Here is a 19,050-nt window from a genome sequence, read left to right as displayed (position 1 = left end):
TCCCCAGATTAACCCTGTCACTACTTGTCGAACCCGATCGTATGCGGCTGTCGCGATTCGTGTTGCAAGCGGTCGATACCTTCAAAGGTGATCAGTTTGTTGCCACGGCGGCGCTTGTACCGATGTTGGAGTCGTTGCGTCACGCGATGTTTAGGAGCGACGGTGGCGTCGAAGTAACACTCACAATCGACAAGCTACATCTCAGTCTTGGCTGGGAGGGTGAGCGCTCTGAAGTGGTCAAGCTGACCCACGAACCACTCTCCGATGAACTGCACTCTTTAATCGACTACCTGCGAATGGCGAGTGAATCGGCAGATCCTGAACTGCTGATGCGCCGTAACCAGAAGATCAGTGATGAGCTTGAGAGCTATATGCAGGTCGCTGCCGACCAGATGAAAGAGATGGAGGCGGTGCTGGAGAAGAAGAAGGAGGAGCTACAGGCCTCGATCAAACAGGCGGAGACCGATGCCTTGACCGGGCTGCTCAATCGCGGTGCCTACGATGATCGTCTACGGGAGGCATTCCTACGTGGCCAGCGCCAGGGAGAGGTAGTTTCACTGCTGCTGCTCGATCTCGATTTCTTCAAACAGATTAACGATACCCATGGTCATCAGTACGGTGATGAGTACCTGAAACGGATGGCCGATGTGATGCGTGCCAGTGTACGTGAGCATGTTGATATCCCGTGTCGTATGGGGGGTGATGAATTCGCGGTGGTGGCGCTCTGTGGCACTGAGATTGCCGAACGCATCGCAACGAAGATTCTCGACGGCATGCAGAGCAAGGTCAGTATCGGTATCGCCGAGTGTCTGGCAACCGATACCATCGATACCCTGGTAGGTCGTGCCGACGAAGCACTCTATGAAGCGAAGCGGCGAGGGCGAGGTCAATTTGCCGTTGCCGCAGAACAGTTGAGTGCTGCCGCTGATGGCTGAGCAGGAGCGTATGCCCGCCAGACTGCTACTCGATCTGCCGGTGGCAGACGACAGTAGCCAGGTGTTGTTACGTTCAAAATTACGTGCGGTATCGCGACGTATGGGCTTTGGCGATACGGTGAGAGAGCGCATGGAGCTGGTCTGCAATGAGATGGCAACCAACCAGCTGAAGTATGCCAACGGTGGACAGATCCAGCTCTGGGAGATGAGCAACGGTCACCCGTCACTCGATCTGTTTGCGCTCGATTACGGTGAGGGTATCGCCGATCTCGATGTGGCGCATGAGGATGGATACACCACCTCCGGCACAATGGGCAAGGGGCTGGGTGCAATAGCTCGCCTCTCTCATGAGAGTGGTATCTACTCGGTTAGACGGGGTGAGGTGCACGACGCACCGTGGCACGGTACCGCCTCCTGGGCGCGTTTCTACGACAATAAAGAGTTTGCACCTCACAGTACGGAGGTAGGGGTTCATCTACGCGCCTACCACGACGACATTCATAACGGTGATGCAATCACCTATCGCAGCGAGAGTGGACGATTGCGTTGGATACACCTCGATGGTCTTGGGCATGGTGTCGAAGCCGCCTCGGTAGTTGAGGGCGTCGGCGCATTGATCGATGAGATTGATGAGATGGACGAGCTGCTCGAGACGATCGGACGTCGTCTGCAAGGTACCCGTGGCGCGGTAGCGATCCTGGGTGAGGTGGATGAGCACGGCATGGCAATGCTGAGCGGTGTGGGTGATATGGCGGCATCTGTAATCAGCGATGCTGAGCGTCGCAGTGCCACCTTCGCACCGGGCGTGTTGGGTCACGCCTATCGAAAAAGTGAGCTTTGGCAGCATCAGCTGGCGGATGGGGCCTGTGTCGTGACCGCCTCGGATGGGCTGCGTCGCTCCTGGAGTGAGAAGAGTTTTCCGGGGCTCTGGTCGCTCCATCCACAGCTCATAGCGCTCCTGCTCGGTAATGTGGTCAGTCGCACCAGTGACGATAAATCAGTTTTTGTAGCACGTATGGCAAAGAGGATGAGTTAGATATGGCAGTCAAAAAGAATAAAAACGCAGAGGCGTCAGCCAACGATATTCTGATCGAGCAGCTAAAGGAGAATATGGGCCACGTCCGCTGACCGCCAAGGATAGCGAAGCGAAGGCGGTTAGCCCCGATAGTCGACGCCGTCTGTATATTCGTAGTTGAGAGCGCGAGCGAACGACGGAGAAGATGCAGCAGCGGCTTTATGTCGGCGTAGAGTCACTGAGGGAGTTGTGTAGAGCCGCGAAGAGGTGATTACGCAACGTACGCAGGACGGTCGGGGCGCCGTAGGCATAAACGGTCGCGTGAAGTTTTTGCTGTTTGCTTGGGCTTGGATGCCCAAAACAAACTCTCGCAAAAATAGCGACTCCCCAGTCGATGATTATCGAGGAGCAGGGCAAGGCGCTGTTTGGTGATAGTCATACGCTCTCCACAGATGATATTCATGAGTACAGCTACGAGTTCCTCGAGCTGTTTGTGATGTGGCTGCAGTCGGGGGCGAAGATGGGACAGCGTGGCCCCGAGTTTCGCGCCCTGGAGCAGTTCTTTACCAACTTTGCCCGCCAGATTCAGGCCCGTGGTGGCAGTCTCGATATCTTCGTACGCTATGTGCAGGCGCTACAGCGTGTCTTGATTGAGGAGCTGGAAGAGAGTGATGAGTACACCTTCGAACAGTCGCGTGAGGTATTGCTGGTGCTGGCGCGACTCTTCAACCAGCTGGTACTCGATGTCTTCCACATCTATCTCGAAGTTAAAGAGCAGACCATCAAGGCGCAGCAGGAGGAGCTGAAACACACCTCGACACCGATCACAGAGATCTGGGATGGTGTTTTGACCCTGCCAATTATTGGTACGCTCGACTCATCGCGGACCATGACGGTGATGGAGAATCTGCTATCTCGTATTGAGAAGGAACGCGCCAAGGTAGTGGTGCTCGATGTGACAGGAGTGATGGCGATCGACTCTCAGGTCTCGCACCACCTGATTCAGATGGTGCGTGCAGTGGGATTGATGGGTGCCAAGGCGATCCTCACCGGTATCCGTCCCGAGATTGCCCGTGCTATTACCAGTCTTAATATCGATCTTTCCATGGTCTCAACCCGTGCCACCCTCTCCGAGGGGCTGAAGGAGGCGTTTGAGCTGCTCGGTATTGAGGTCTCCCAGGCGAGCCACCTGGTCTAAACAGTAATGATTACAGGAATGCACCTGACGCCGATCGGCGAGGGCAATGTACTACTGGAGCCGGGCGAGGGACTCGATGCGAGTGATCCAGATGCCTATCTGGTGGAGATGATCGATCGTCTGCAGCAGCTCTCGGCGCGGCGTTTGATCTACGATCTGAAAAGCATCCCGCTGATTGATACGCTTTATTATGAGTGGCTGCTGTCGGTGAACAGCATGTGCCAGATTGCCGGTATCGAGATGGTGGTGGTCAATATCCGTCCACCGGTCGCCTATAACCTGGCACTGATGATCAAGGAGACGCCGCCGTTTGGCTGTGCGCTCGATGTCGATGGTGCACGAGAGGGGAACTACACCTCCAGGGCTGACTTCAGCTCATAGAGCAGATCGAGTGCCGCCCTTGGTGAGTACTCATCAGGATCCATTTCCCGAATCCGCTCCAGCAGCGGATGCTCCACCGCCACGTTAAAGAGCCCCATCTGTTCCGGCGGGCCACTGTCGATCTGCTCGGCGGTACTATTCTCCAGATGTACCAGTCGCAGCCGCGCCTGCTCAATCACCGCCTTCGGTACCCCGGCCAACTGCGCCACCTGCAGACCATAACTCTGGCTGGCTGGCCCCTCTTTAACCGCATGCAGAAAGACGATCGAGTCGCCGTGCTCGACTGCATCGAGGTGCACATTGGTGATGGTCGGGAAGCGTTCCGGCAAGGTGGTTAGCTCAAAGTAGTGGGTGGCGAAGAGGGTGAAGGCGGCAGAGCGTTCTGCCAGATGGGCGGCACAGGCCCAGGCGAGTGAGAGACCGTCGTAGGTACTGGTGCCACGACCGATCTCATCCATCAGTACCAGGCTGTTGGCGGTTGCGTTATGCAGGATGTTGGCCGTCTCTGTCATCTCCACCATGAAGGTAGAGCGCCCCGAGGCGAGATCATCAGAGGCGCCGATACGGGTGAAGATGCGATCGATCGGACCGATCATGGCACGGCTGGCTGGAACAAAACTACCGATATGGGCGAGCAGGGTGATCACCGCCGCCTGGCGCATGAAGGTCGACTTACCACCCATGTTGGGGCCGGTAATAATCAACATACGGCGCTGCTCATCAAACTTTAGATCGTTGGGTACAAACGGGCCATCGAGCACCTGCTCAACTACCAGATGACGTCCCGCCTCGATCTCTATTCCTGGTGTCTCGACCAACTCGGGCGAACTGAGGTTAAGGCTCTCGGCGCGCTCGGTCAGGGTGCACAGTACATCGAGTTCACAGAGCGCTACCGCACTCTGCTGAAGTGGAGTGAGCTGCTCTAGCAGCCGGTTGAGCAGATCGTCATAGAGTGACTTCTCCAGCGCCAGTGAGCGCTCGCGGCTGCTCAGTACCTTCTCTTCCAGCGCTTTGAGTTCCGGGGTGATGAAACGCTCGGCCGACTTGAGGGTTTGACGACGGATGTAATCCTCCGGCACCTTGTCGGAGTGGAGACGGCTCACCTCGATGTAGTAGCCGTGTACGCGGTTGTAACTGACCTTGAGATTGGTGATACCACTGCGCTCGCGCTCCTTGGCCTCAAGCTCGATTAGATAGCCGTCGCTGTTCTTGCTCAATCCACGCAGCTCATCAAGCTCTTCGTTATAACCGGGTGCGATGACACCACCATCACGAATCAGTACCGGTGGATTGTCGATCACAGCACTCAGTAGCAGCTCGAAGACATCGGCGTGTGGATCGATTGTCTCTTGCAGCGCCTGCAGTCGAATGCTGTTTGCGGGCTGTAGCTGTTGAAGCAGCTCAGGAATGGTGCGCAGACTCTCACGGAGTACCGCCAGATCACGTGGGCGCGCGCTCTTCAGTGCAATACGGGTAAGGATGCGCTCCATATCACCGATGGTGTGTAACAGCTCATGCAGTGCCTCGTAATCGCGTGACTCAAGCAGTTGCCCGATCGCCTGGTGGCGTGCACGTAGCACCGTGTGGTTGCGCAGTGGACGGTTGAGCCAGCGACGCAGCAGACGACTGCCCATCGCGGTGGCGCTCACATCAAGTACACCGGCAACGGTGTGTTCGCTCTTGCCCGAGATGCACTGCTCCAACTCCAGATTACGACGACTGGCGGCATCGAGCACCACGCTCTCATCGTGGCGCTCAACCTGAATCGAACGGATGTGGGGCAGGGCAGAGCGCTGTGTGTCCTTTACGTGTTGTAACAGACAACCGGCAGCAGCCAGTGCAGTGGTCTGTCCCTCAACTCCGAAACCGGCCAGGTCGTGGGTGCCGAATTGCTGGGTCAGCAGGCGTGTCGCGCTCTCCTGCTCAAAGTGCCACGGCGGGCGACGACTCAGGCCGCTTCGATCAACCAGTGCCGCGGGTAGAGTCATCTCCTCAGGAATCAGAATCTCAGCCGGTTGCAGCCGTTCGATCTCACCCAGAAGTGCCTCTTCACCCTCTAGCTGCTGCAGGGTAAAGCGACCACTGGCCAGCTCCAGCGTGGCGATGCCAAAGGTTTGCCTGTGAGCGTTGATGGTCAGCAGCAGGTTGTCACGGCGCTCCTCAAGCAGCGCCTCATCGGTAAGGGTGCCGGGTGTGATGATGCGCACCACCTGTCGCTCGACCGGTCCCTTGCTGGTAGCGGGGTCACCAACCTGTTCACAGATCGCCACCGATTCGCCATGTTTGACCAGCTTGGCCAGGTAGGACTCAATGGAGTGAACCGGCACGCCCGCCATCGGAATCGGCTCACCGGCCGACTGGCCGCGTGCGGTCAGCGTAATATCGAGCAGCTTTGCCGCGCGCCGGGCGTCGTCATAGAAGAGTTCGTAGAAATCACCCATCCGGTAGAGCAGGATGATGTCGGGGTGATCGGCCTTGATGCGCAGGTATTGCTGCATCATAGGTGTGTGTTTTGTTGATTCAGTTTTTAGTCATCTGGTGTACGGTCAATTCGACGTCAAAACGTGCTGGACTACAGCTGTGCCTGTTGAACGGCCTTTTGTCTTGCAGGTTATTATATTGTCAGTCTGCCTAATCCAGGAAGGGGAATGACCCCATCCAGAGGATGCCGGAACATTATATAGGGTTATGCTGAAATCGGTTGAAAGAGTTGTTACCCATCACAGTTGCTATGGGCGATACTTTTCCTTTAGCTGAAGCTGTTTCCCAGACCAACCGCCAGTGCAATCTGCTGCAAAATTTCGTTCGCCTCATCAAACTCGAAGGTATCGACTTTTTGCGTAGCTCAAGCAGACGTTCCTGCTGCTCACTGCCTAGCGCCTTTTCGAGCTGGGGATCAGCTCCATCGCCTGAGGAGTCGTCTCAGCGAGCATTCGGATAGCTCCTGAGCAGTGGGCGTAGCGCCTCGGTGTTGCTCTCCGACTGGATTGCACCACGTCGTTCCAGCCAGCTGCGTCGCTCCAGTGCGGTGAGTGCTGTCATCACCGTCTCAAAAGATGAACGGAAGAGATCGAGAATTATGTCGGAGGTTTCACCGCTCTTGATAGCGATTTCAAGCTGGCTGGCGCTCTGTGCCAGTCGCTCGGCCCCAGGTTTCCGGCCGCCCCTTTGAGGGTGTGTAGCAGACGCTGCGCCTTTCGTCATCTGCCTGCGCCACTGCCTCGCGAATGGTCTCGGCCGTCTGGCAGTGGTCGTGATGGAATTCGATTAGCAGTTTGTAGAAGAGGTGACGATTGTGTCGCACACGTCGTAATCCTGCCTCTAGATCGATACCTGGCAGGGTATCGGGTAGCAGGATATAGCTCTGCTCATAATAGGCTTCGGTGTTGGGTACTGCGGAGGGCTGCTCACTGGTCGGTAACCAGCGGCTCAGGGTCTGGTAGAGGCGCCCGGTTCGACCGGTTTGCCGACATGGTCGTTCATGCCAGCCTCCAGGCACTTCTCCTGATCACTGAACAGTGCGTGTGCGGTCATGGCGATAATCGGCAGCTCCTTGAAACGATCATCGCTACGAATGACCGCTGTTGCCTGATAACCATCCATCCGCGGCATCTGTACATCCATCAACACCAGATCGAAGTGTTCGTGTTTCACGGCATCAATCGCCTTGAGGCCGTCACTGGCAATCGTCACCGTGAGTCCTGTGCTCTCAAGCAGTTCACGTGCGACCTGTTGATTGGTCGGGTTGTCCTCAACCAGCAGAATATTGGCCGGCTGAAACTGCAGTGAAAGTAGTTCACTCGGCCCGATTGCGGTTGTACTTCGGTCGATATCGGCCTGTTCTTGCGGCAGGTCGAAGCGGATGGTGAGGGTAAAGGTGGTGCCTTGGCCCAGTTCACTGCTGACGGTGAGCTTGCCACTCATCTGATCAGCCAGTCGCTGGCTGATCGTCAGGCCGAGACCGGTGCCGCCATATTTTCTCGCCGTGGAGAGTCTGCCTGAGCGAACTCCTGGAACAGGGTGGCCTGCTCCTCCTGGCTCATCCCGATGCCACTATCCTGGATGAGGATCTGCAGATCGACATGCTCGGTGGTCACAGCCACGGTGTCGACCTGGACGCGTACCCAACCCGATTCGGTAAATTTGATCGCATTGCCGAGCAGATTGGTGAGCACCTGTTTCAGACGCAGTGGGTCACCCATTAATACCGGTGGTGTCTCGGCGTCTATCGTCATCTGGAATTCGAGATAGGAGGAGCGTGCCTTGGCCGAGAAGAGGCTGGAGACGTTCTCCATCACCTCGCTCAACGAGAAGGCGATTCTCTCAACACCGAGCTTGCCCGCTTCGATCTTGGAGAAATCGAGGATGTTGTTGATGATCTCCAGCAGATAGCGGGTGGAGGATTGGATCTTGTTGAGGTAGTCGCGCTGCTGCTCGGTGAGCTTGGTGTTCAGGGTCAGGTAGGACATACCGAGAATGCCGTTCATCGGTGTGCGGATCTCATGACTCATGGTGGTGAGGAAGGCCCCTTGGCTGCGTTGGCCTCGTCGGCCTGCTGCTTGGCCAGCTCCAGGCCGTGGGTGCGCTCATTGACCTTCTCCTCCAGGTCATGCTTGGCCTGGCGCAGAACCGCCTGCTCCCGGGCCAGTGCACTCTCCTTCTCCTTACGTAGCAGGTTGATGTGGTCTGCCAGGGCCAGTGAGAAGAGCGCTGCCTCGAACCAGATACCGATCCGCCGCCCCAGGCGGTGAGGAAGTGGGTGTCGCTCAGGCTTAACCAGCGTGCCAGGGAGAAGGAGAAGAAGAAGGCGGCGACGAACCAGGCGAGGGTATAAAGCGGGCACGCTGCTCACCTGAGTACCAGATCCAGGCGCTGATGAAAGGGAAGAGCAAGACGCTGAAACCGATGATCTTTAGTGTGTAACCGGTGATCACCTTCTGGTCGATAAGCAGTAGCACGACCGATGCGGCACAGAGAAGTAGCATTATTTTATAGAAGCGATCCAGCCGTGGTGTGTGTTGGCGGGTATTGAGAAAGATACGACTGAACTGGATCAGTGCTGCCATTGTGGCAGCCATCATGATGATGTGGAGTTGGTTGGTTAAAACGGCTGGTCGGTGTAGAGATAGCGTTGTCCGAGTCCGAAACTGGCCTGAGCGAATGCGAGGGCGGCCAGAAGATAGAGTACATACCAGACATACTCGCGCATGCGGGTGGAGAAGTAGAGAAAGAGGTTGTAGATCAGCATGAAGAGCAGGCCACCAAAATAGATGCCCATCATCAGTCTGTTCTGCTCAAGGTGGGAGGTGTAACCTCTGGGGACCAGAGTTGCAGATTGCTATCGAGCAGGCCGATGTCCTGATAGGCCATACGAATCAGTACACGGCTCGACGAGTGTGCAGGGGTGTCGATGGGAATAACGAAGGTCTCTGCCGCAATGGGACGATTGCTGAAGGGTCTCCGGTCGCCCAGCTTAAGATGCTCTACAGTTTCATCCTCGGCAACGAGATAGACGTCGATAAAGTCGATGTGAGAATAGGTGGCTTCAACCAGCCACGATTTGAGCTGGTCGGTAGGGTTGCTGGCACTGAACTCCATCCACAAGGCCGAGCTACTCATGCCACGGTTTGAGTAACCGTGCGTCAATGCAACCGTGTTACCCCGGTCCTGTCGCTTTAGCAGCGCCTCGAAGCCGAGTTGGCGTGTGGTGTCTTCGTAGTAGGTGACGTAAGGCGCAGCGCGCTCTCCCTGTAGCGGCTGGGTAAGATCGATCGATTCCGGCAGGAAGCGGCAGATGCCTGCGCAGATAGTAGGAGGAGGGCAAGCAGGAGCCAAGCCAGGGCTACGGTCACCCCAGTGGCGAGTAAGCCAGTCGCACAGAGTGTTGACTCAGCAGTGGTGGGCCTGTCCTTTTCAATTGATCACCCATCAAACCTTCTGAAAAAGAGCCCATGCGTAGCTCTATCGAATCGGTGTCGGGAGTGTTTCTCCCCGAGAGGGTATGGATATAACGGGAGATAGAGTCTTGCTGGTATACCAAGGGACGGAAACCAATACCCAATGTCGGTTTGATCATCAGTCGCTCCCAGTCGGTTCCCTCGACGGCGTTCATCGATCCACTAAAGTTTGATCCGCCAGATTGAACGACTGACGCTTCTCCTCACCCTGTGCGTCGTAGATAAGCATGAGACTGGGCAGCAGTGCCCATCCGTTTAAGAGGATCTTCTGCTGCGCCTCCAGCTGCAGGTGGTGCAGCAGTGCAGGCTGGAACTCCATATTTGCACTCTGGCTGGGGTCGCTGGGAAAGAGTGCGTCGCGTTCACTGGCAAAGCCGTAGCTGTGGCGGGTGTGGAGATTGATGAAAAGTTCTCGCTGAACTTAAAGTCGGTCCAGCTCCAGAGACTCAGATCCCACTGTCCATCACCGGTGGAGGTATCACTGCTATCGAGTGGATCGGCGACATGGCCGGTAGGCATGTTTATACCACCACCAAGAGAGAAACGCAGTGGGCTCTCTGCCCTGTTATAGATCTGCTGTTTGAAACCGAGATGGATATCGCCGAGTGCGGCGTGAGCAGGATCGCTATTATCGAGTGTGGCGGTAGCACCGATGAGCTGCGCCTGTTGCGCTGCTGCGAGACCGCCCCAGCCGATACCCGGGGTTAGGTGGCCGACTGTGAGGTTTGATGGTCGAAGTAGGGAACCCAGATCGCGAGCGAGAGCGTATCGTCTAAGCCGTACCCAGTGTCAGGTCGCGTGCGCTGCAGACGGTAACGAGCGCTGTTACTGATGGCGTAGACGTTGGGTACGGTGGTGGTGACTCCTTCTCGGTAAGATTACTCAGGCCGACGAGCCAAGCGGTTGACGATCACCACTATCGTCATACCAATGGTCCGCCTCTGCCAAGTTATGGATAGTGCGTACTCGCCACACTCCTCGAGCAGCAGCTTGCACTGATCGCAGTGGCGAGTGAGGGCCACAGCAGGCCAAGGCTAATCAGAAGGGAAGTAGGCTAAATCTCATCTATCGGGTCCAGCTCGGTGTTGAGTGAGGTGATCAGCGTCTGCAACGTCGATTCGGCATCCTCAAAACGAAAGGCGTCTATACTAGCCTGCAACTTATCCAATTGCGCCCCGGATCTTCCGCCAAAGATCTCTCTGAGCTCCCCGAGCCGCTCCCTGAACCTCGGGGTTGGCCTCGTGAAGCAGTGTTTGAAAGGTGCGCAGTAGCGTGCAGGCTGCTGTGATCGGGTTGTGTGTTATCGGTGTGTCGTGTGGTGTTCTGCGTGGTGGTAACAAACCTGTTTGATGCCGTTCATAACCCGTTCGAAAGCTGCGATGAATTTCTCCATTGCTAGATGAGTATCCTCCTGATGTTTCAAGGCCACTTCCAGATTCGATGTGTTGAGTGAGAGTTCTGTTGCACCCAGATTGTCAGCTGCACCCTTGAGGGTGTGGGTGAGCAGGGTGGCCATTGTGAGATCATCGGCCGCAAGCGCTGAGATCACTCGTTCAAGATCCTGTCGATGGTCATCGTAGAATTCACGCACGATCTTCTCAAACAGTGGGCGATTGCCTCGCACCTTGGCAATTCCAGCGGCCGAGTCGATACCGGAAGTGCCAGCGAAGAGTTTTCAATGTCCGCGCGATCCTCGCTGTGTGTATCCCGGGTTACTGGAAGCCAGCAAGCCAGGGTTGAGTAGAGTTGATCTGGCTCGATCGGCTTGGTGATATGGTCGTTCATACCGGCAGCGAGACACTTCTCCCGGTCACCGACCAGAGCGTGTCCGTCATGGCGATGATCGGTAGATCGCTGAAGCCAGGTGCCTGGCGAATCGCCTCTGTGGCACGATAGCCGTCCATAACCGGCATCTGAATATCCATCAAAATCAGATCGAACCGACCGCTGGAGCGGCGGCAACACCCTCCTCGCCGTTGTTGGCGATCGTCACCTCCAATCCTGTCGTTTCCAGCAGTTCACACGCCACCTGTTGATTGGTGCTGTTGTCCTCAATCAGCAGAATCTGACGCGGTTCGAAGCGTGGCGTGGTGAGATCGATGTGCGGTGGGCGTTCGTACGCTGTACCTCGTCGGGTTTAGCCAGTGGGAAGTCGAGTTCAAAGGTGAAACGGCTCCCGTTATCTGGCGAGCTTCGACGTTGATCTCGCCCCCATCACGGTGACCAGTCGTTGGCAGATTGCCAGTCCCAGACCACTACCACCATACTTTCGAGTGGTCGATCCATCGGCCTGACTAAATGCCTGGAACAGTTCGCCAATCTGATTCTGTTGCATACCGCTGCCGGTGTCGGTGACAGAAAATTCGAGTCGTATCTTTCTTCGTTGAGTGCCGTTGTGGCGAGGTCGACAGAGACTGAACCATGCTCGGTAAATTTGATGGCATTGCTGATCAGATTGCCGAGCACCTGTTCCAGGCGCAGTGGATCACCGATCAGGTAGTGGGAATGTCCGCGCCGGTGGTGACCGTGAACTGTAACCGCTTCTCATAGGCCTTGACGCCATAGAGGCTGCGTAGATTTTCCAGCACCTCTCCAGGGAAAAGGGGAGCTGTTCGGCCACCAGTTTGCCCGCCTCGATCTTGGAGAAGTCGAGGATGTCGTTAATCAGGCTCAATAGCGATTTTGATGCGTTCTGTATCTTGGTGAGGTAGTTGCGTACCGGTCTGCTAGGATCGGCGCGCATCGCCATGTGGGTTAGTCCAATAATGGGATTTAGCGGTGTACGGATCTCGTGGCTCATGTTGGCCAGAAACTCACTCTTGGCTCGACTGGCGACCTCAGCCAACTCCTTGGCACTTTTAACTGTTCTTCTGTTTCCATTCTTACCATCTCGGCCGAGATACGGTCGGCACAGATCGCCAGTGTAGGTTTTGCGATCTCTACACTGAGGAGCGGTTTGGTATCGAGCAGCACGACCAGTCCCATGGTTCTGCCACCCTTGTTGCGGATGGGTACACCAACATAACCCTCGATTCCCATCTCGGTGAGGAGAAGGTCGTTGGGAAACTGCTGGGCAACACCGGAGGCGTATGAGCAGATACCCTCTCGACGCACGTTCTCACAGGGCGTGTCCGCAAGCACATAGTTGAATGGTTCGACCAACTCGCTCTTTCTCGAGACTGACAGGACTTTTACCTGTTGATCGTTCTCATCTTCGATCGCGCCGATCAATGCGTACTCAACATTGAGCGTTCTTGTCAGATAGAGAACCATCTCTTCAAATAGCTCTCTGCCGGTTGCAGAGGCCATGCTTGAGGCCAGATCACGGATCGCCTCCTCGGCTCGCTTGCGCTCGTCGATGTCGATAATAAATCCTCTCAGCACCGAGGGATCGACTCCTTCATCTCTACCGAGACGATATCCCGCACCCATATTGAATGTCCGTCGGCGTGAAGAAAACGGTATTCAAAATCGTGATCCTCTCCTTTGTGGAGGAGCTGACACAAAGATTAACAGTGGCTTCTCTATCCTCGGGGTGGATGTGGTCTGCCCAGAAGCCCTTTGCGAGCCACGCCTGTTTTGAGTAACCGAATTTTGTTTCGGCGGTATCGGTAATGTAGGTGAAGGCCTGTTCGCTCCAGTCATACTCCCATGCAATGACGTCAGCCCCTCGACGAGGGTTTTATATTTTTCTCCGATTTTCTACAGCCTCTTCCGCTGACCGCCATGGAGAGCGAAGTGAGGGCGGTTAGTCCCCGATAGTCGACGCCGTCTGCATATTCGTAGTTGAGAGCGCGAGCGGACGACGAAGAAGATGCAGCAGCGGCTTTATGTCGGCGTAGAGTCACTGAGGGAGTTGTGTAGAGCCGCGAAGAGGTGATTACGCAACGTACGCAGGACGGTCGGGGCGCCGAAGGCATAAACGGTCGCGTGAAGTTTTGCTGTTTGCTTGGGCTTGGATGCCCAAAACAAACTTTCGCAAAATAGCGACTCCCCGGCCGGAGTTTCTGTTCGGTGATGTCAAACATAAATCCGTGCAGCTCTCTTGGGTTGCCCCATCAGAGAGCACTGAGATGATCTCCTAACCCAGACCCATCGACCATCGGCGGTCTGAATGCGGAACTGGAGTTCGTGATCCTGATTCATGCCGGTCGCTATCTGGCGGTGTTGACTGCCTCATCACGGTCGTCGGGATGAACGCGCTCAGCCCAAGAATCCATGTCTGTCAGCTCTCAACCGTATAGCCCAGCCACGACTCGACCTGAGAGCCGATGTAGGTGTAGCGCCCAAGGGCGAGATTGAAGCTGAAGGGGACGGTCTGGGAGGACTCCACCAGGGCGCGGAACTTGGCCTCGCTCTTGCGGATCGTCGCCTCTGCTGATTTCAGTTTTCGATTCCAGTAGAGAACGGCCAGGACGATGGGAATGATTACTGCCAGCAGTTGCCACAGCAGGGTGTAGTCGAAGACCTTTTCGATCTGAATGGAGAACCATTTATCAGCCAGTACTCGCTTCTCCTCGTCTGAGAAACTATCTAGTACGCGGTTGAGCAGACCCAATAGTTCAGAGGGGAGTCCTTGGTAACGGCAATCGAGAGTTTGAGGGGATCTCCAGCTTACCGCCAATTTTGAGATCGAAAATACCGTGGCGGCGCATCGAATAGCCGATGGCAGGTACGGTGTCGACAAATCCGAAAATCTCCTTCAGACGCACGCGCTGCAGGCCATCGACGATATTGGCGACCTCGACAATTTTGAGACTTGGGTATTTTTCCTTTATCAGATCGATATGGGCGTAGCCCTGACCACACCAAGCGTCTTGTCCTGAATCGCGGCGAGGTTCTCGACAAACAACTCCTCATTACGAACCGCTACCACCAGCGGATACTCACCGTGGGGCTGAGTGAAGTTCATAAGCTCACGACGCTGTGCGGTATCACCCGCTGCGGCGAGCAGGGTGCAGCTTCCGCTGCGATGGGAAGCAAGGGTCTCGCTCCAGCTTGCGGTCGGGATTAGTCGTAGCGGATTGCTAGTCGGCTTGCAATCTCCTGCATCAGGTCGCTGGTCATCCCTCGTGTCGGCCTTGTCTGTTAATGCGCTCAAAGGGCATCCAGTCGGGATCGACGCAGTAGGTCAGCTCAGTGAGGCTGTTTAGATAGCTGTTCTGGGTGGGGTTAGTCCCAGCTTCGCTGCACGCCCGATCCACTCTTTGCGGCTTCATTATCAAGCGAGATCCAGCGGCGGGTGATCTGCTTGCGCTCCTCCTCGGTGATGCTCTCAAGACCTTTGCTGAGTATTGATCTGAGGTGGATGAGATCCTTGCGTACGGCGAAGGCACCGCTAAGGGGTGGGCGAAATCACCTGCTATGACCAGATTGGTGATTCCCTCCTGTTGAAGGTAGTAGGAGGCGGTCGGCATGAAAGCTGCCATCGCGTCGACCTCACCCGATGCGGTCAGGCGTAAACCGGTCGGTACATTGGCAACCGGTACCACTTCGATGTTTGGATGGTTGCTGCGGATGTAGGAGTCTTCTGGGTAGCCTCTAGTCACGGCCACACGTTTTCCCGCCAAAGTTTCGAGTGTCAGAGGTTTTACACCACCACGACGATTGAGCAGGATCATCGGGAATTCAAAATAGGGTGAGGTTAAGTCGAGATAGCTGCGGTTATCATCATCCTCACTGTTGGCCCCCATCATGTCGAGTTCGCCGCCTGGATCGCCGTGGTGATCGCCTCCCAGTTATCGAATCGCTCGATTTCAAAACGTAGTCCGGTCCGTTTACCGATTAGATCAAGAAAGTCGGCGGCGATTCCGGTGTAGTTCTCCTAGTTGTCGAAGAATCTGATGGGGAAGTGGGGTCGGGTGCGAGGCGAATCAGCGGGTGTTCTCGCAGGAAGTGCCGCCCTCATCGGTTAGTCGAATCAGTCGGGTGTTTTGTCGGGCTCCTGCTTTGGAAAAGCCACTTTTCACGCAGTTTTGCGATCCTGGTCGGATCAACTTGTTGATAGAGGTGATTCATTAGCCTTGCAGTAGTGGACGATTGTGGGCCATAGCAAAGGCGGCACTCATCTCCTCCATCTCCGGGAAACGGGCTGCACCGGTTGGATGGAGATTAGTCAGGTTCATCTCATTGGCCAGCCAGGTGGCCATGGCGTTATCCATCAGTGTTGCATCGGCCAGACCGTATGAGACGGCATCCAGTGCTTCGGGTAGAGATATAACTTCAACCAGTTGGTAGTCGATACCGCTTTGGGTGAGGTGCGTTTCAAACTGATGTCCTTTACCAGAGCAACCCGTTTGCCACGGAGTGATTCCAGGTCTGTTAACGGCTCGCTCCGACTTTTCGCGATAATGGCTGGGTAACCAACTCGGTTGATAGGGTCAGAGAATGCCAGGGCCGATCTTCTAGAGGGTGTTATCAGTACGGAGGTCAATATATCGGCCTCTCCGCTGTCCAATAGGGCTGCGTACTCCTCTGTCGTGCCTCTTCGGCTATCGTGGTCAACTCAACGCTCAGCCCTTCGAACATCAATTCCAGAAGATCTATCCAGTAGCCCTGAAAACCATCCGATTTGTAAAGGGTGTAGGGTGGAAGATCTGGATAGTGCAGTATCCTCAATCGAGGATTGCTCTTCAGGAAGGCGTGCTCCTCGGGTGTAAGGTGGAGCGCCCGTTTGGGTGTCGCTCGGAAGATGAACGACTCCGGCTCGATGATCTCATCCACAAAGCCGGTCTCGACGAACACCTCCGGGATTTTGCGAATATGTTCCGGATCGATCGATCCCAGTGGATAAGCTTCGGGCTGAATAAAACGTCGTATCTCCCTGGCCTCGAAGAGCAGGTGTTCACGACACTTATTTTGAGTGTCGTATCGCCCTTTATCAGGTCGATAATCTCTTCGGAATGTTCAAGCGCATATTTCCAGCCCCGGTTACTGGCTGTGAGAAAAGCGGCGACCGTCTCTGGATGGGATCTGGCGTAGCTGTCGGATGTAAAGAGATTGCCATCGTAGAACGGCACGCCGTAACTGCTAGGATCGAGAATATTAAACGGGATGCGCTTCTGATTCAGTTGGAACACCTCGTTGGTGAGGAATACCGTCATCGCATCCACATCACCCTTCTCGAAGGCCTCAATGTCGAAGGTGTGAGGAACGACAGTAAAATCCTCATCAGTAATGTCGAACCGTTTGAACATCTGTTTGAAGTTTGTGCTGGCCAATTCATTGGGCTCAGCCATTACTCGCTTATCCTTCAATTCAGCTGGAAAATAGATGTTTGGTTGAGTGACCAGGCATGGGGATCGTTTCAGGTAGTTGGCTATTAGCAGAAGGGTTTCCCTTGCATCCGGTCTCGGATGACCGTTGCGTAGCCCGAAGCAAATTCCGTGCGCCCCTCAAGCACCTCCGACGGTATATGCATCCCCGGCTGATATTCCCGAAGTTCAACCTCAAGTCCTGCTTCGCGGTAAAACCCTTCCTTTGGCAGCGATGAAGCCGGCGAACTGGAACTGATACTTCCATTGCAGTTGCAGGCTGACCTTGTGCAGGTCATTTTTCTCAATTGCAGCGGATGCATGTGGTGAGAGCAGCAGCAGAAGAGAGCAGATCAGTGTGAAGTGAATGAGCGTAATGGCCGCTCGACGAATCTGAGGTAAGCGATATGAGATGTGGGTCGTGGTCGATGGCATCGTAGTTATTCTTCTCAGGCACACATTTTCTGAACGGTTAATCGATTGCGTCCTGCTACTTTCGATTCGTAGAGCAGGGTGTCTGCCCTGCTGATCAGTGCTTCAGCACCATCACCCTGTTGGGGGTAGTGGATGTGGCACCGATGCTGACGGTGATGGTGTCGGCGATGGGTGATGTCTGGTGAGGGATCGCCAGTTCATTGATGGCATTAAGTAGCGAGTTGCATACCGTGTCCACGCCCTCCAGGTCGGTATCTGGGAGTACACAGACAAACTCCTCGCCACCGTAGCGTGCAACAATGTCGGGTGGTCTGCGGATCTGCTGTGCTAGTGTCCCCGCGACCTGTTTTAGCGCCCGTCTCCGACGGCATGTCCGTAGTGGTCGTTGTAGAGTTTGAAATGGTCGATATCGAGCATCACCAGTCCCAGAGGCGTTGCAGAGCGGATCGATCGACTCCACTCCTGAAGAAGGAAATCATCAAAACGTCGCCGGTTAGAGATGTTGGTGAGACCGTCGGTATTGGATAATTCGAGCAGTTGTTGATGCATACGCTTGAGCTCTTTTCTGCATCAACTGGATAATCTGACTCTTCACGCGCGCGCGGACGATCTCGGGACGTACCGGTTTGGAGATAAAGTCTCGGCCGCCAAGAGCAAGTCCTCTCACCTCGTCGGTTTCTGAACTGCTGGCGGTAATAAATATGATCGGAATGTCGACGGTGTTGGGATCGGCCTGCAGTAGCTCACAGATATGGAAACCATCAAGTCCGGGCATGACGATATCGAGCAGGATAATATCCGGCCGTGGGTGAGTGGCGGCGCGCACCAGTGCCTGTGCACCGTTGGTGGCCACTTTTATTCTGTAGTCGTCCTGAGAATGTCGTTGAGGATGTTGATGTTGAGACGCTCGTCATCAACGATCAGCACTCTGGGTTTAGAGTCGATAAGAGGGCACCAGTGTTTCGATGTGACGTTGAATCTCGCTGCGTATTTCGGGGATAGGATTGGCCTTGCAGAGATAGTCGGTGTGTTGAGATTGATTGATGTACTCCGCGATACTCTCTGGCTGCATCGTTGTGACGATGAGAATGCGGGCATCAATATCGCGCTGTCGAATGCGTTGCAGGATTTGCGTGCCATCGAGGTGTGATGCCGCAATATCGATGACGGTAATGTCCGGTTTGAAACCCTCAAGCAGATATAGTGCCTCCGCTTCATTACTTGCAGGTCTGATATCAAAATCTCCAAACGAGTGGGCATCAGCCGCAATAGACCGACAAAGTCGGCATCATAATCGACCAGCATTACCTTGATCGCCGGTGATCTATTCATCATCTCAATCTCCTCACTTTTGTAGATCGGCGCAGACTACTGTCTGGATACCCAGCCGTTACCCAGCCCCAGATTGCGTTCGAGGTTTTGGCAAACTGTGAGGCGCTTTCGTGGCTCTCCAGGTTTCGATACGCACCCGATACCAGGTGCGCTTTTCGATCTGTGTGGTGGTGTGCACGGCATCGAGCCCGAGCTTCTGGTATCGCTGCACCAGCGCTTGCGCCTCTTTGAGGGTGCGAACTGAGTTGAGATTTACGCTCCACTGCTTACTCACTTGATCGGTCTTGCGACCACTGCTACTCGCGGCAACCCGTTGAAGCGGATTGGCCGTCGTTGAGCTCGACTTCTGCGGCGCAGCTCTGACTGCTTGGGGCGACTATTCTGTGCTCCGCTAGTACCACTATTTCCTTGCTCTTCCCTGCTATCGTCCTCCGATTCAATGCGTACAGAGATGCTGCCTCTAAACGCCTCTACCTTTTCAGTTAGGTTTGCTGTGGCGGGTACCGTGGATGGGTGCTCTCTGTTCGTGCCCTGATTGGGTGAG

32 protein-coding genes and 2 pseudogenes are annotated in these 19,050 nt (G+C 55.2%); 5 read left to right on the top strand and 29 right to left on the bottom strand.

Annotated features, from left to right (window positions below; genetic code table 11):
* The first annotated feature begins 59 nt into the window (after window positions 1–59).
* Together HUE57_RS14670 and HUE57_RS14665 are read left to right on the top strand one after the other, a co-directional pair.
* A complete protein-coding gene (locus HUE57_RS14670; protein ID WP_236860726.1) occupies window positions 60–935 on the top strand; it encodes a GGDEF domain-containing protein in 876 nt (291 codons plus the stop codon).
* Complete coding sequence (locus tag HUE57_RS14665; RefSeq protein WP_236860616.1) at window positions 916–1,971, top strand: ATP-binding protein; 1,056 nt, start codon at window positions 916–918, stop codon at window positions 1,969–1,971. Before HUE57_RS14670 ends, HUE57_RS14665 begins: the two co-directional genes overlap by 20 nt.
* 119 nt (window positions 1,972–2,090) lie before the next feature.
* Here the strand turns inward: HUE57_RS14665 and HUE57_RS14660 are convergent, their stop codons facing one another.
* Window positions 2,091–2,324: a hypothetical protein gene (locus HUE57_RS14660; protein ID WP_174673452.1), complete on the bottom strand. Its 234-nt coding sequence runs from the start codon at window positions 2,322–2,324 to the stop codon at window positions 2,091–2,093.
* Window positions 2,325–2,344: 20 nt separating this feature from the next.
* Here HUE57_RS14660 and HUE57_RS14655 point away from each other — a divergent pair, with 20 nt between their 5' ends.
* Window positions 2,345–3,148, top strand: coding sequence for an STAS domain-containing protein (locus tag HUE57_RS14655; protein WP_174673451.1), 804 nt, complete (start codon window positions 2,345–2,347; stop codon window positions 3,146–3,148).
* 18 nt (window positions 3,149–3,166) lie between these two features.
* A complete protein-coding gene (locus tag HUE57_RS14650) occupies window positions 3,167–3,529 on the top strand; it encodes an STAS domain-containing protein (RefSeq protein WP_236860615.1) in 363 nt (120 codons plus the stop codon).
* On the opposite strand, the gene mutS is transcribed toward HUE57_RS14650, so the two are convergent.
* The 9 genes and pseudogenes from mutS to HUE57_RS14600 all read right to left on the bottom strand — a co-directional run bounded on the left by mutS (window position 3,499) and on the right by HUE57_RS14600 (window position 9,805).
* Window positions 3,499–6,027, bottom strand: coding sequence for a DNA mismatch repair protein MutS (gene mutS, locus HUE57_RS14645; RefSeq protein ID WP_135622585.1), 2,529 nt, complete (start codon window positions 6,025–6,027; stop codon window positions 3,499–3,501). The two genes, HUE57_RS14650 and mutS, sit on opposite strands and share 31 nt — an antisense overlap.
* Before the next feature lie 424 nt (window positions 6,028–6,451).
* Complete coding sequence (locus tag HUE57_RS14640; RefSeq protein ID WP_174673450.1) at window positions 6,452–6,733, bottom strand: hypothetical protein; 282 nt, start codon at window positions 6,731–6,733, stop codon at window positions 6,452–6,454.
* Between the two features lie 225 nt (window positions 6,734–6,958).
* Window positions 6,959–7,465: an ATP-binding response regulator gene (locus HUE57_RS14635; RefSeq protein ID WP_272902043.1), complete on the bottom strand. Its 507-nt coding sequence runs from the start codon at window positions 7,463–7,465 to the stop codon at window positions 6,959–6,961.
* A 14-nt stretch (window positions 7,466–7,479) separates the two neighbouring features.
* Window positions 7,480–8,040, bottom strand: a complete 561-nt coding sequence (locus HUE57_RS14630; protein ID WP_174673448.1) for a histidine kinase dimerization/phospho-acceptor domain-containing protein — start codon at window positions 8,038–8,040, stop codon at window positions 7,480–7,482.
* Window positions 8,037–8,372 carry a hypothetical protein gene (locus HUE57_RS14625; RefSeq protein ID WP_174673447.1) on the bottom strand — a complete coding sequence of 112 codons (336 nt, stop codon included), beginning with the start codon at window positions 8,370–8,372 and terminating at the stop codon, window positions 8,037–8,039. The genes HUE57_RS14630 and HUE57_RS14625 overlap by 4 nt, the downstream gene beginning before the upstream one ends.
* Window positions 8,302–8,777, bottom strand: a pseudogene (locus HUE57_RS20065) (7TM-DISM domain-containing protein). Before HUE57_RS20065 ends, HUE57_RS14625 begins: the two are co-directional and overlap by 71 nt.
* A 32-nt stretch (window positions 8,778–8,809) precedes the next feature.
* A complete protein-coding gene (locus HUE57_RS14610; protein ID WP_174673444.1) occupies window positions 8,810–9,364 on the bottom strand; it encodes a 7TMR-DISMED2 domain-containing protein in 555 nt (184 codons plus the stop codon).
* Between the two features lie 13 nt (window positions 9,365–9,377).
* Entirely contained in the window at window positions 9,378–9,641 is a 264-nt protein-coding gene (locus HUE57_RS14605) for a hypothetical protein (protein WP_174673443.1), read from the bottom strand.
* On the bottom strand, window positions 9,638–9,805 hold the full coding sequence (locus HUE57_RS14600; RefSeq protein ID WP_174673442.1) for a hypothetical protein: 168 nt from the start codon (window positions 9,803–9,805) through the stop codon (window positions 9,638–9,640). The genes HUE57_RS14605 and HUE57_RS14600 overlap by 4 nt, the downstream gene beginning before the upstream one ends.
* 185 nt (window positions 9,806–9,990) lie before the next feature.
* Here HUE57_RS14600 and HUE57_RS14595 point away from each other — a divergent pair, with 185 nt between their 5' ends.
* Window positions 9,991–10,194 carry a hypothetical protein gene (locus tag HUE57_RS14595; protein WP_174673441.1) on the top strand — a complete coding sequence of 68 codons (204 nt, stop codon included), beginning with the start codon at window positions 9,991–9,993 and terminating at the stop codon, window positions 10,192–10,194.
* A gap of 592 nt (window positions 10,195–10,786) precedes the next feature.
* On the opposite strand, the gene HUE57_RS14590 is transcribed toward HUE57_RS14595, so the two are convergent.
* The 19 genes and pseudogenes from HUE57_RS14590 to HUE57_RS20435 form a co-directional block, all read right to left on the bottom strand.
* Window positions 10,787–11,110, bottom strand: coding sequence for an Hpt domain-containing protein (locus HUE57_RS14590; RefSeq protein ID WP_174673440.1), 324 nt, complete (start codon window positions 11,108–11,110; stop codon window positions 10,787–10,789).
* A gap of 157 nt (window positions 11,111–11,267) precedes the next feature.
* Complete coding sequence (locus tag HUE57_RS14585) at window positions 11,268–11,399, bottom strand: response regulator (RefSeq protein WP_174673439.1); 132 nt, start codon at window positions 11,397–11,399, stop codon at window positions 11,268–11,270.
* 266 nt (window positions 11,400–11,665) lie between these two features.
* Window positions 11,666–11,860: an ATP-binding protein gene (locus HUE57_RS14580; protein WP_272902042.1), complete on the bottom strand. Its 195-nt coding sequence runs from the start codon at window positions 11,858–11,860 to the stop codon at window positions 11,666–11,668.
* Between the two features lie 111 nt (window positions 11,861–11,971).
* Window positions 11,972–12,331 (bottom strand): histidine kinase dimerization/phospho-acceptor domain-containing protein, encoded by a 360-nt coding sequence (locus HUE57_RS14575; RefSeq protein WP_174673437.1) that lies wholly within the window; start codon window positions 12,329–12,331, stop codon window positions 11,972–11,974.
* Complete coding sequence (locus tag HUE57_RS14570) at window positions 12,283–12,918, bottom strand: GAF domain-containing protein (RefSeq protein WP_236860614.1); 636 nt, start codon at window positions 12,916–12,918, stop codon at window positions 12,283–12,285. Before HUE57_RS14570 ends, HUE57_RS14575 begins: the two co-directional genes overlap by 49 nt.
* Window positions 12,864–12,992, bottom strand: coding sequence for a PAS domain-containing protein (locus HUE57_RS20455; protein ID WP_174673435.1), 129 nt, complete (start codon window positions 12,990–12,992; stop codon window positions 12,864–12,866). The genes HUE57_RS14570 and HUE57_RS20455 overlap by 55 nt, the downstream gene beginning before the upstream one ends.
* A gap of 156 nt (window positions 12,993–13,148) precedes the next feature.
* Window positions 13,149–13,514, bottom strand: a complete 366-nt coding sequence (locus HUE57_RS14560; protein ID WP_174673434.1) for a hypothetical protein — start codon at window positions 13,512–13,514, stop codon at window positions 13,149–13,151.
* Window positions 13,515–13,711: 197 nt separating this feature from the next.
* Window positions 13,712–14,044, bottom strand: coding sequence for a hypothetical protein (locus tag HUE57_RS14555; protein WP_174673433.1), 333 nt, complete (start codon window positions 14,042–14,044; stop codon window positions 13,712–13,714).
* A 219-nt stretch (window positions 14,045–14,263) separates the two neighbouring features.
* Window positions 14,264–14,587, bottom strand: coding sequence for a type 2 periplasmic-binding domain-containing protein (locus tag HUE57_RS14550; protein WP_174673432.1), 324 nt, complete (start codon window positions 14,585–14,587; stop codon window positions 14,264–14,266).
* Window positions 14,550–15,182: a type 2 periplasmic-binding domain-containing protein gene (locus tag HUE57_RS14545; protein ID WP_174673431.1), complete on the bottom strand. Its 633-nt coding sequence runs from the start codon at window positions 15,180–15,182 to the stop codon at window positions 14,550–14,552. Before HUE57_RS14545 ends, HUE57_RS14550 begins: the two co-directional genes overlap by 38 nt.
* Before the next feature lie 321 nt (window positions 15,183–15,503).
* On the bottom strand, window positions 15,504–15,635 hold the full coding sequence (locus tag HUE57_RS19745) for a hypothetical protein (RefSeq protein WP_272901981.1): 132 nt from the start codon (window positions 15,633–15,635) through the stop codon (window positions 15,504–15,506).
* Between the two features lie 280 nt (window positions 15,636–15,915).
* Complete coding sequence (locus tag HUE57_RS14535; protein ID WP_174672487.1) at window positions 15,916–16,230, bottom strand: hypothetical protein; 315 nt, start codon at window positions 16,228–16,230, stop codon at window positions 15,916–15,918.
* A complete protein-coding gene (locus tag HUE57_RS20450) occupies window positions 16,119–16,724 on the bottom strand; it encodes an ABC transporter substrate-binding protein (RefSeq protein WP_174673429.1) in 606 nt (201 codons plus the stop codon). The genes HUE57_RS14535 and HUE57_RS20450 overlap by 112 nt, the downstream gene beginning before the upstream one ends.
* A gap of 83 nt (window positions 16,725–16,807) precedes the next feature.
* A complete protein-coding gene (locus tag HUE57_RS20445; protein WP_420885724.1) occupies window positions 16,808–16,906 on the bottom strand; it encodes a hypothetical protein in 99 nt (32 codons plus the stop codon).
* 28 nt (window positions 16,907–16,934) lie between these two features.
* A complete protein-coding gene (locus HUE57_RS19305; RefSeq protein WP_236860612.1) occupies window positions 16,935–17,174 on the bottom strand; it encodes a hypothetical protein in 240 nt (79 codons plus the stop codon).
* A gap of 94 nt (window positions 17,175–17,268) precedes the next feature.
* A pseudogene (locus HUE57_RS19300) lies at window positions 17,269–17,723 on the bottom strand (GGDEF domain-containing protein).
* Window positions 17,668–18,000 (bottom strand): response regulator, encoded by a 333-nt coding sequence (locus HUE57_RS19295; RefSeq protein ID WP_236860725.1) that lies wholly within the window; start codon window positions 17,998–18,000, stop codon window positions 17,668–17,670. Before HUE57_RS19295 ends, HUE57_RS19300 begins: the two are co-directional and overlap by 56 nt.
* 108 nt (window positions 18,001–18,108) lie before the next feature.
* On the bottom strand, window positions 18,109–18,372 hold the full coding sequence (locus tag HUE57_RS20440) for a response regulator (protein ID WP_420885723.1): 264 nt from the start codon (window positions 18,370–18,372) through the stop codon (window positions 18,109–18,111).
* A gap of 192 nt (window positions 18,373–18,564) precedes the next feature.
* Window positions 18,565–18,780 (bottom strand): SPOR domain-containing protein, encoded by a 216-nt coding sequence (locus tag HUE57_RS20435; RefSeq protein WP_174673427.1) that lies wholly within the window; start codon window positions 18,778–18,780, stop codon window positions 18,565–18,567.
* Between the last annotated feature and the right edge of the window lie 270 nt (window positions 18,781–19,050).

It is taken from the genome of Candidatus Reidiella endopervernicosa (genome assembly GCF_013343005.1).
Lineage (GTDB): Bacteria > Pseudomonadota > Gammaproteobacteria.
This window is presented reverse-complemented; position numbering and strand designations above follow the sequence as displayed.

Coding starts and splice junctions, on each gene's coding strand:
- HUE57_RS14655 (WP_174673451.1), top strand. CDS start 2,345: ATGATTATCGAGGAGCAGGGCAAGGCGCTGTTTGGTGATAGTCATACG.
- HUE57_RS14650 (WP_236860615.1), top strand. CDS start 3,167: ATGCACCTGACGCCGATCGGCGAGGGCAATGTACTACTGGAGCCGGGC.
- mutS (WP_135622585.1), bottom strand. CDS start 6,027: ATGCAGCAATACCTGCGCATCAAGGCCGATCACCCCGACATCATCCTG.
- HUE57_RS14640 (WP_174673450.1), bottom strand. CDS start 6,733: ATGACGAAAGGCGCAGCGTCTGCTACACACCCTCAAAGGGGCGGCCGG.
- HUE57_RS14630 (WP_174673448.1), bottom strand. CDS start 8,040: ATGAGTCATGAGATCCGCACACCGATGAACGGCATTCTCGGTATGTCC.
- HUE57_RS14605 (WP_174673443.1), bottom strand. CDS start 9,641: ATGAACGCCGTCGAGGGAACCGACTGGGAGCGACTGATGATCAAACCG.
- HUE57_RS14600 (WP_174673442.1), bottom strand. CDS start 9,805: ATGGAGTTCCAGCCTGCACTGCTGCACCACCTGCAGCTGGAGGCGCAG.
- HUE57_RS14595 (WP_174673441.1), top strand. CDS start 9,991: ATGGCCGGTAGGCATGTTTATACCACCACCAAGAGAGAAACGCAGTGG.
- HUE57_RS14585 (WP_174673439.1), bottom strand. CDS start 11,399: ATGCCGGTTATGGACGGCTATCGTGCCACAGAGGCGATTCGCCAGGCA.
- HUE57_RS14570 (WP_236860614.1), bottom strand. CDS start 12,918: ATGGGTGCGGGATATCGTCTCGGTAGAGATGAAGGAGTCGATCCCTCG.
- HUE57_RS14560 (WP_174673434.1), bottom strand. CDS start 13,514: ATGTTTGACATCACCGAACAGAAACTCCGGCCGGGGAGTCGCTATTTT.
- HUE57_RS14545 (WP_174673431.1), bottom strand. CDS start 15,182: ATGATGGGGGCCAACAGTGAGGATGATGATAACCGCAGCTATCTCGAC.
- HUE57_RS19745 (WP_272901981.1), bottom strand. CDS start 15,635: ATGGCCACCTGGCTGGCCAATGAGATGAACCTGACTAATCTCCATCCA.
- HUE57_RS20450 (WP_174673429.1), bottom strand. CDS start 16,724: ATGGCTGAGCCCAATGAATTGGCCAGCACAAACTTCAAACAGATGTTC.
- HUE57_RS20445 (WP_420885724.1), bottom strand. CDS start 16,906: ATGCATATACCGTCGGAGGTGCTTGAGGGGCGCACGGAATTTGCTTCG.
- HUE57_RS19305 (WP_236860612.1), bottom strand. CDS start 17,174: ATGCCATCGACCACGACCCACATCTCATATCGCTTACCTCAGATTCGT.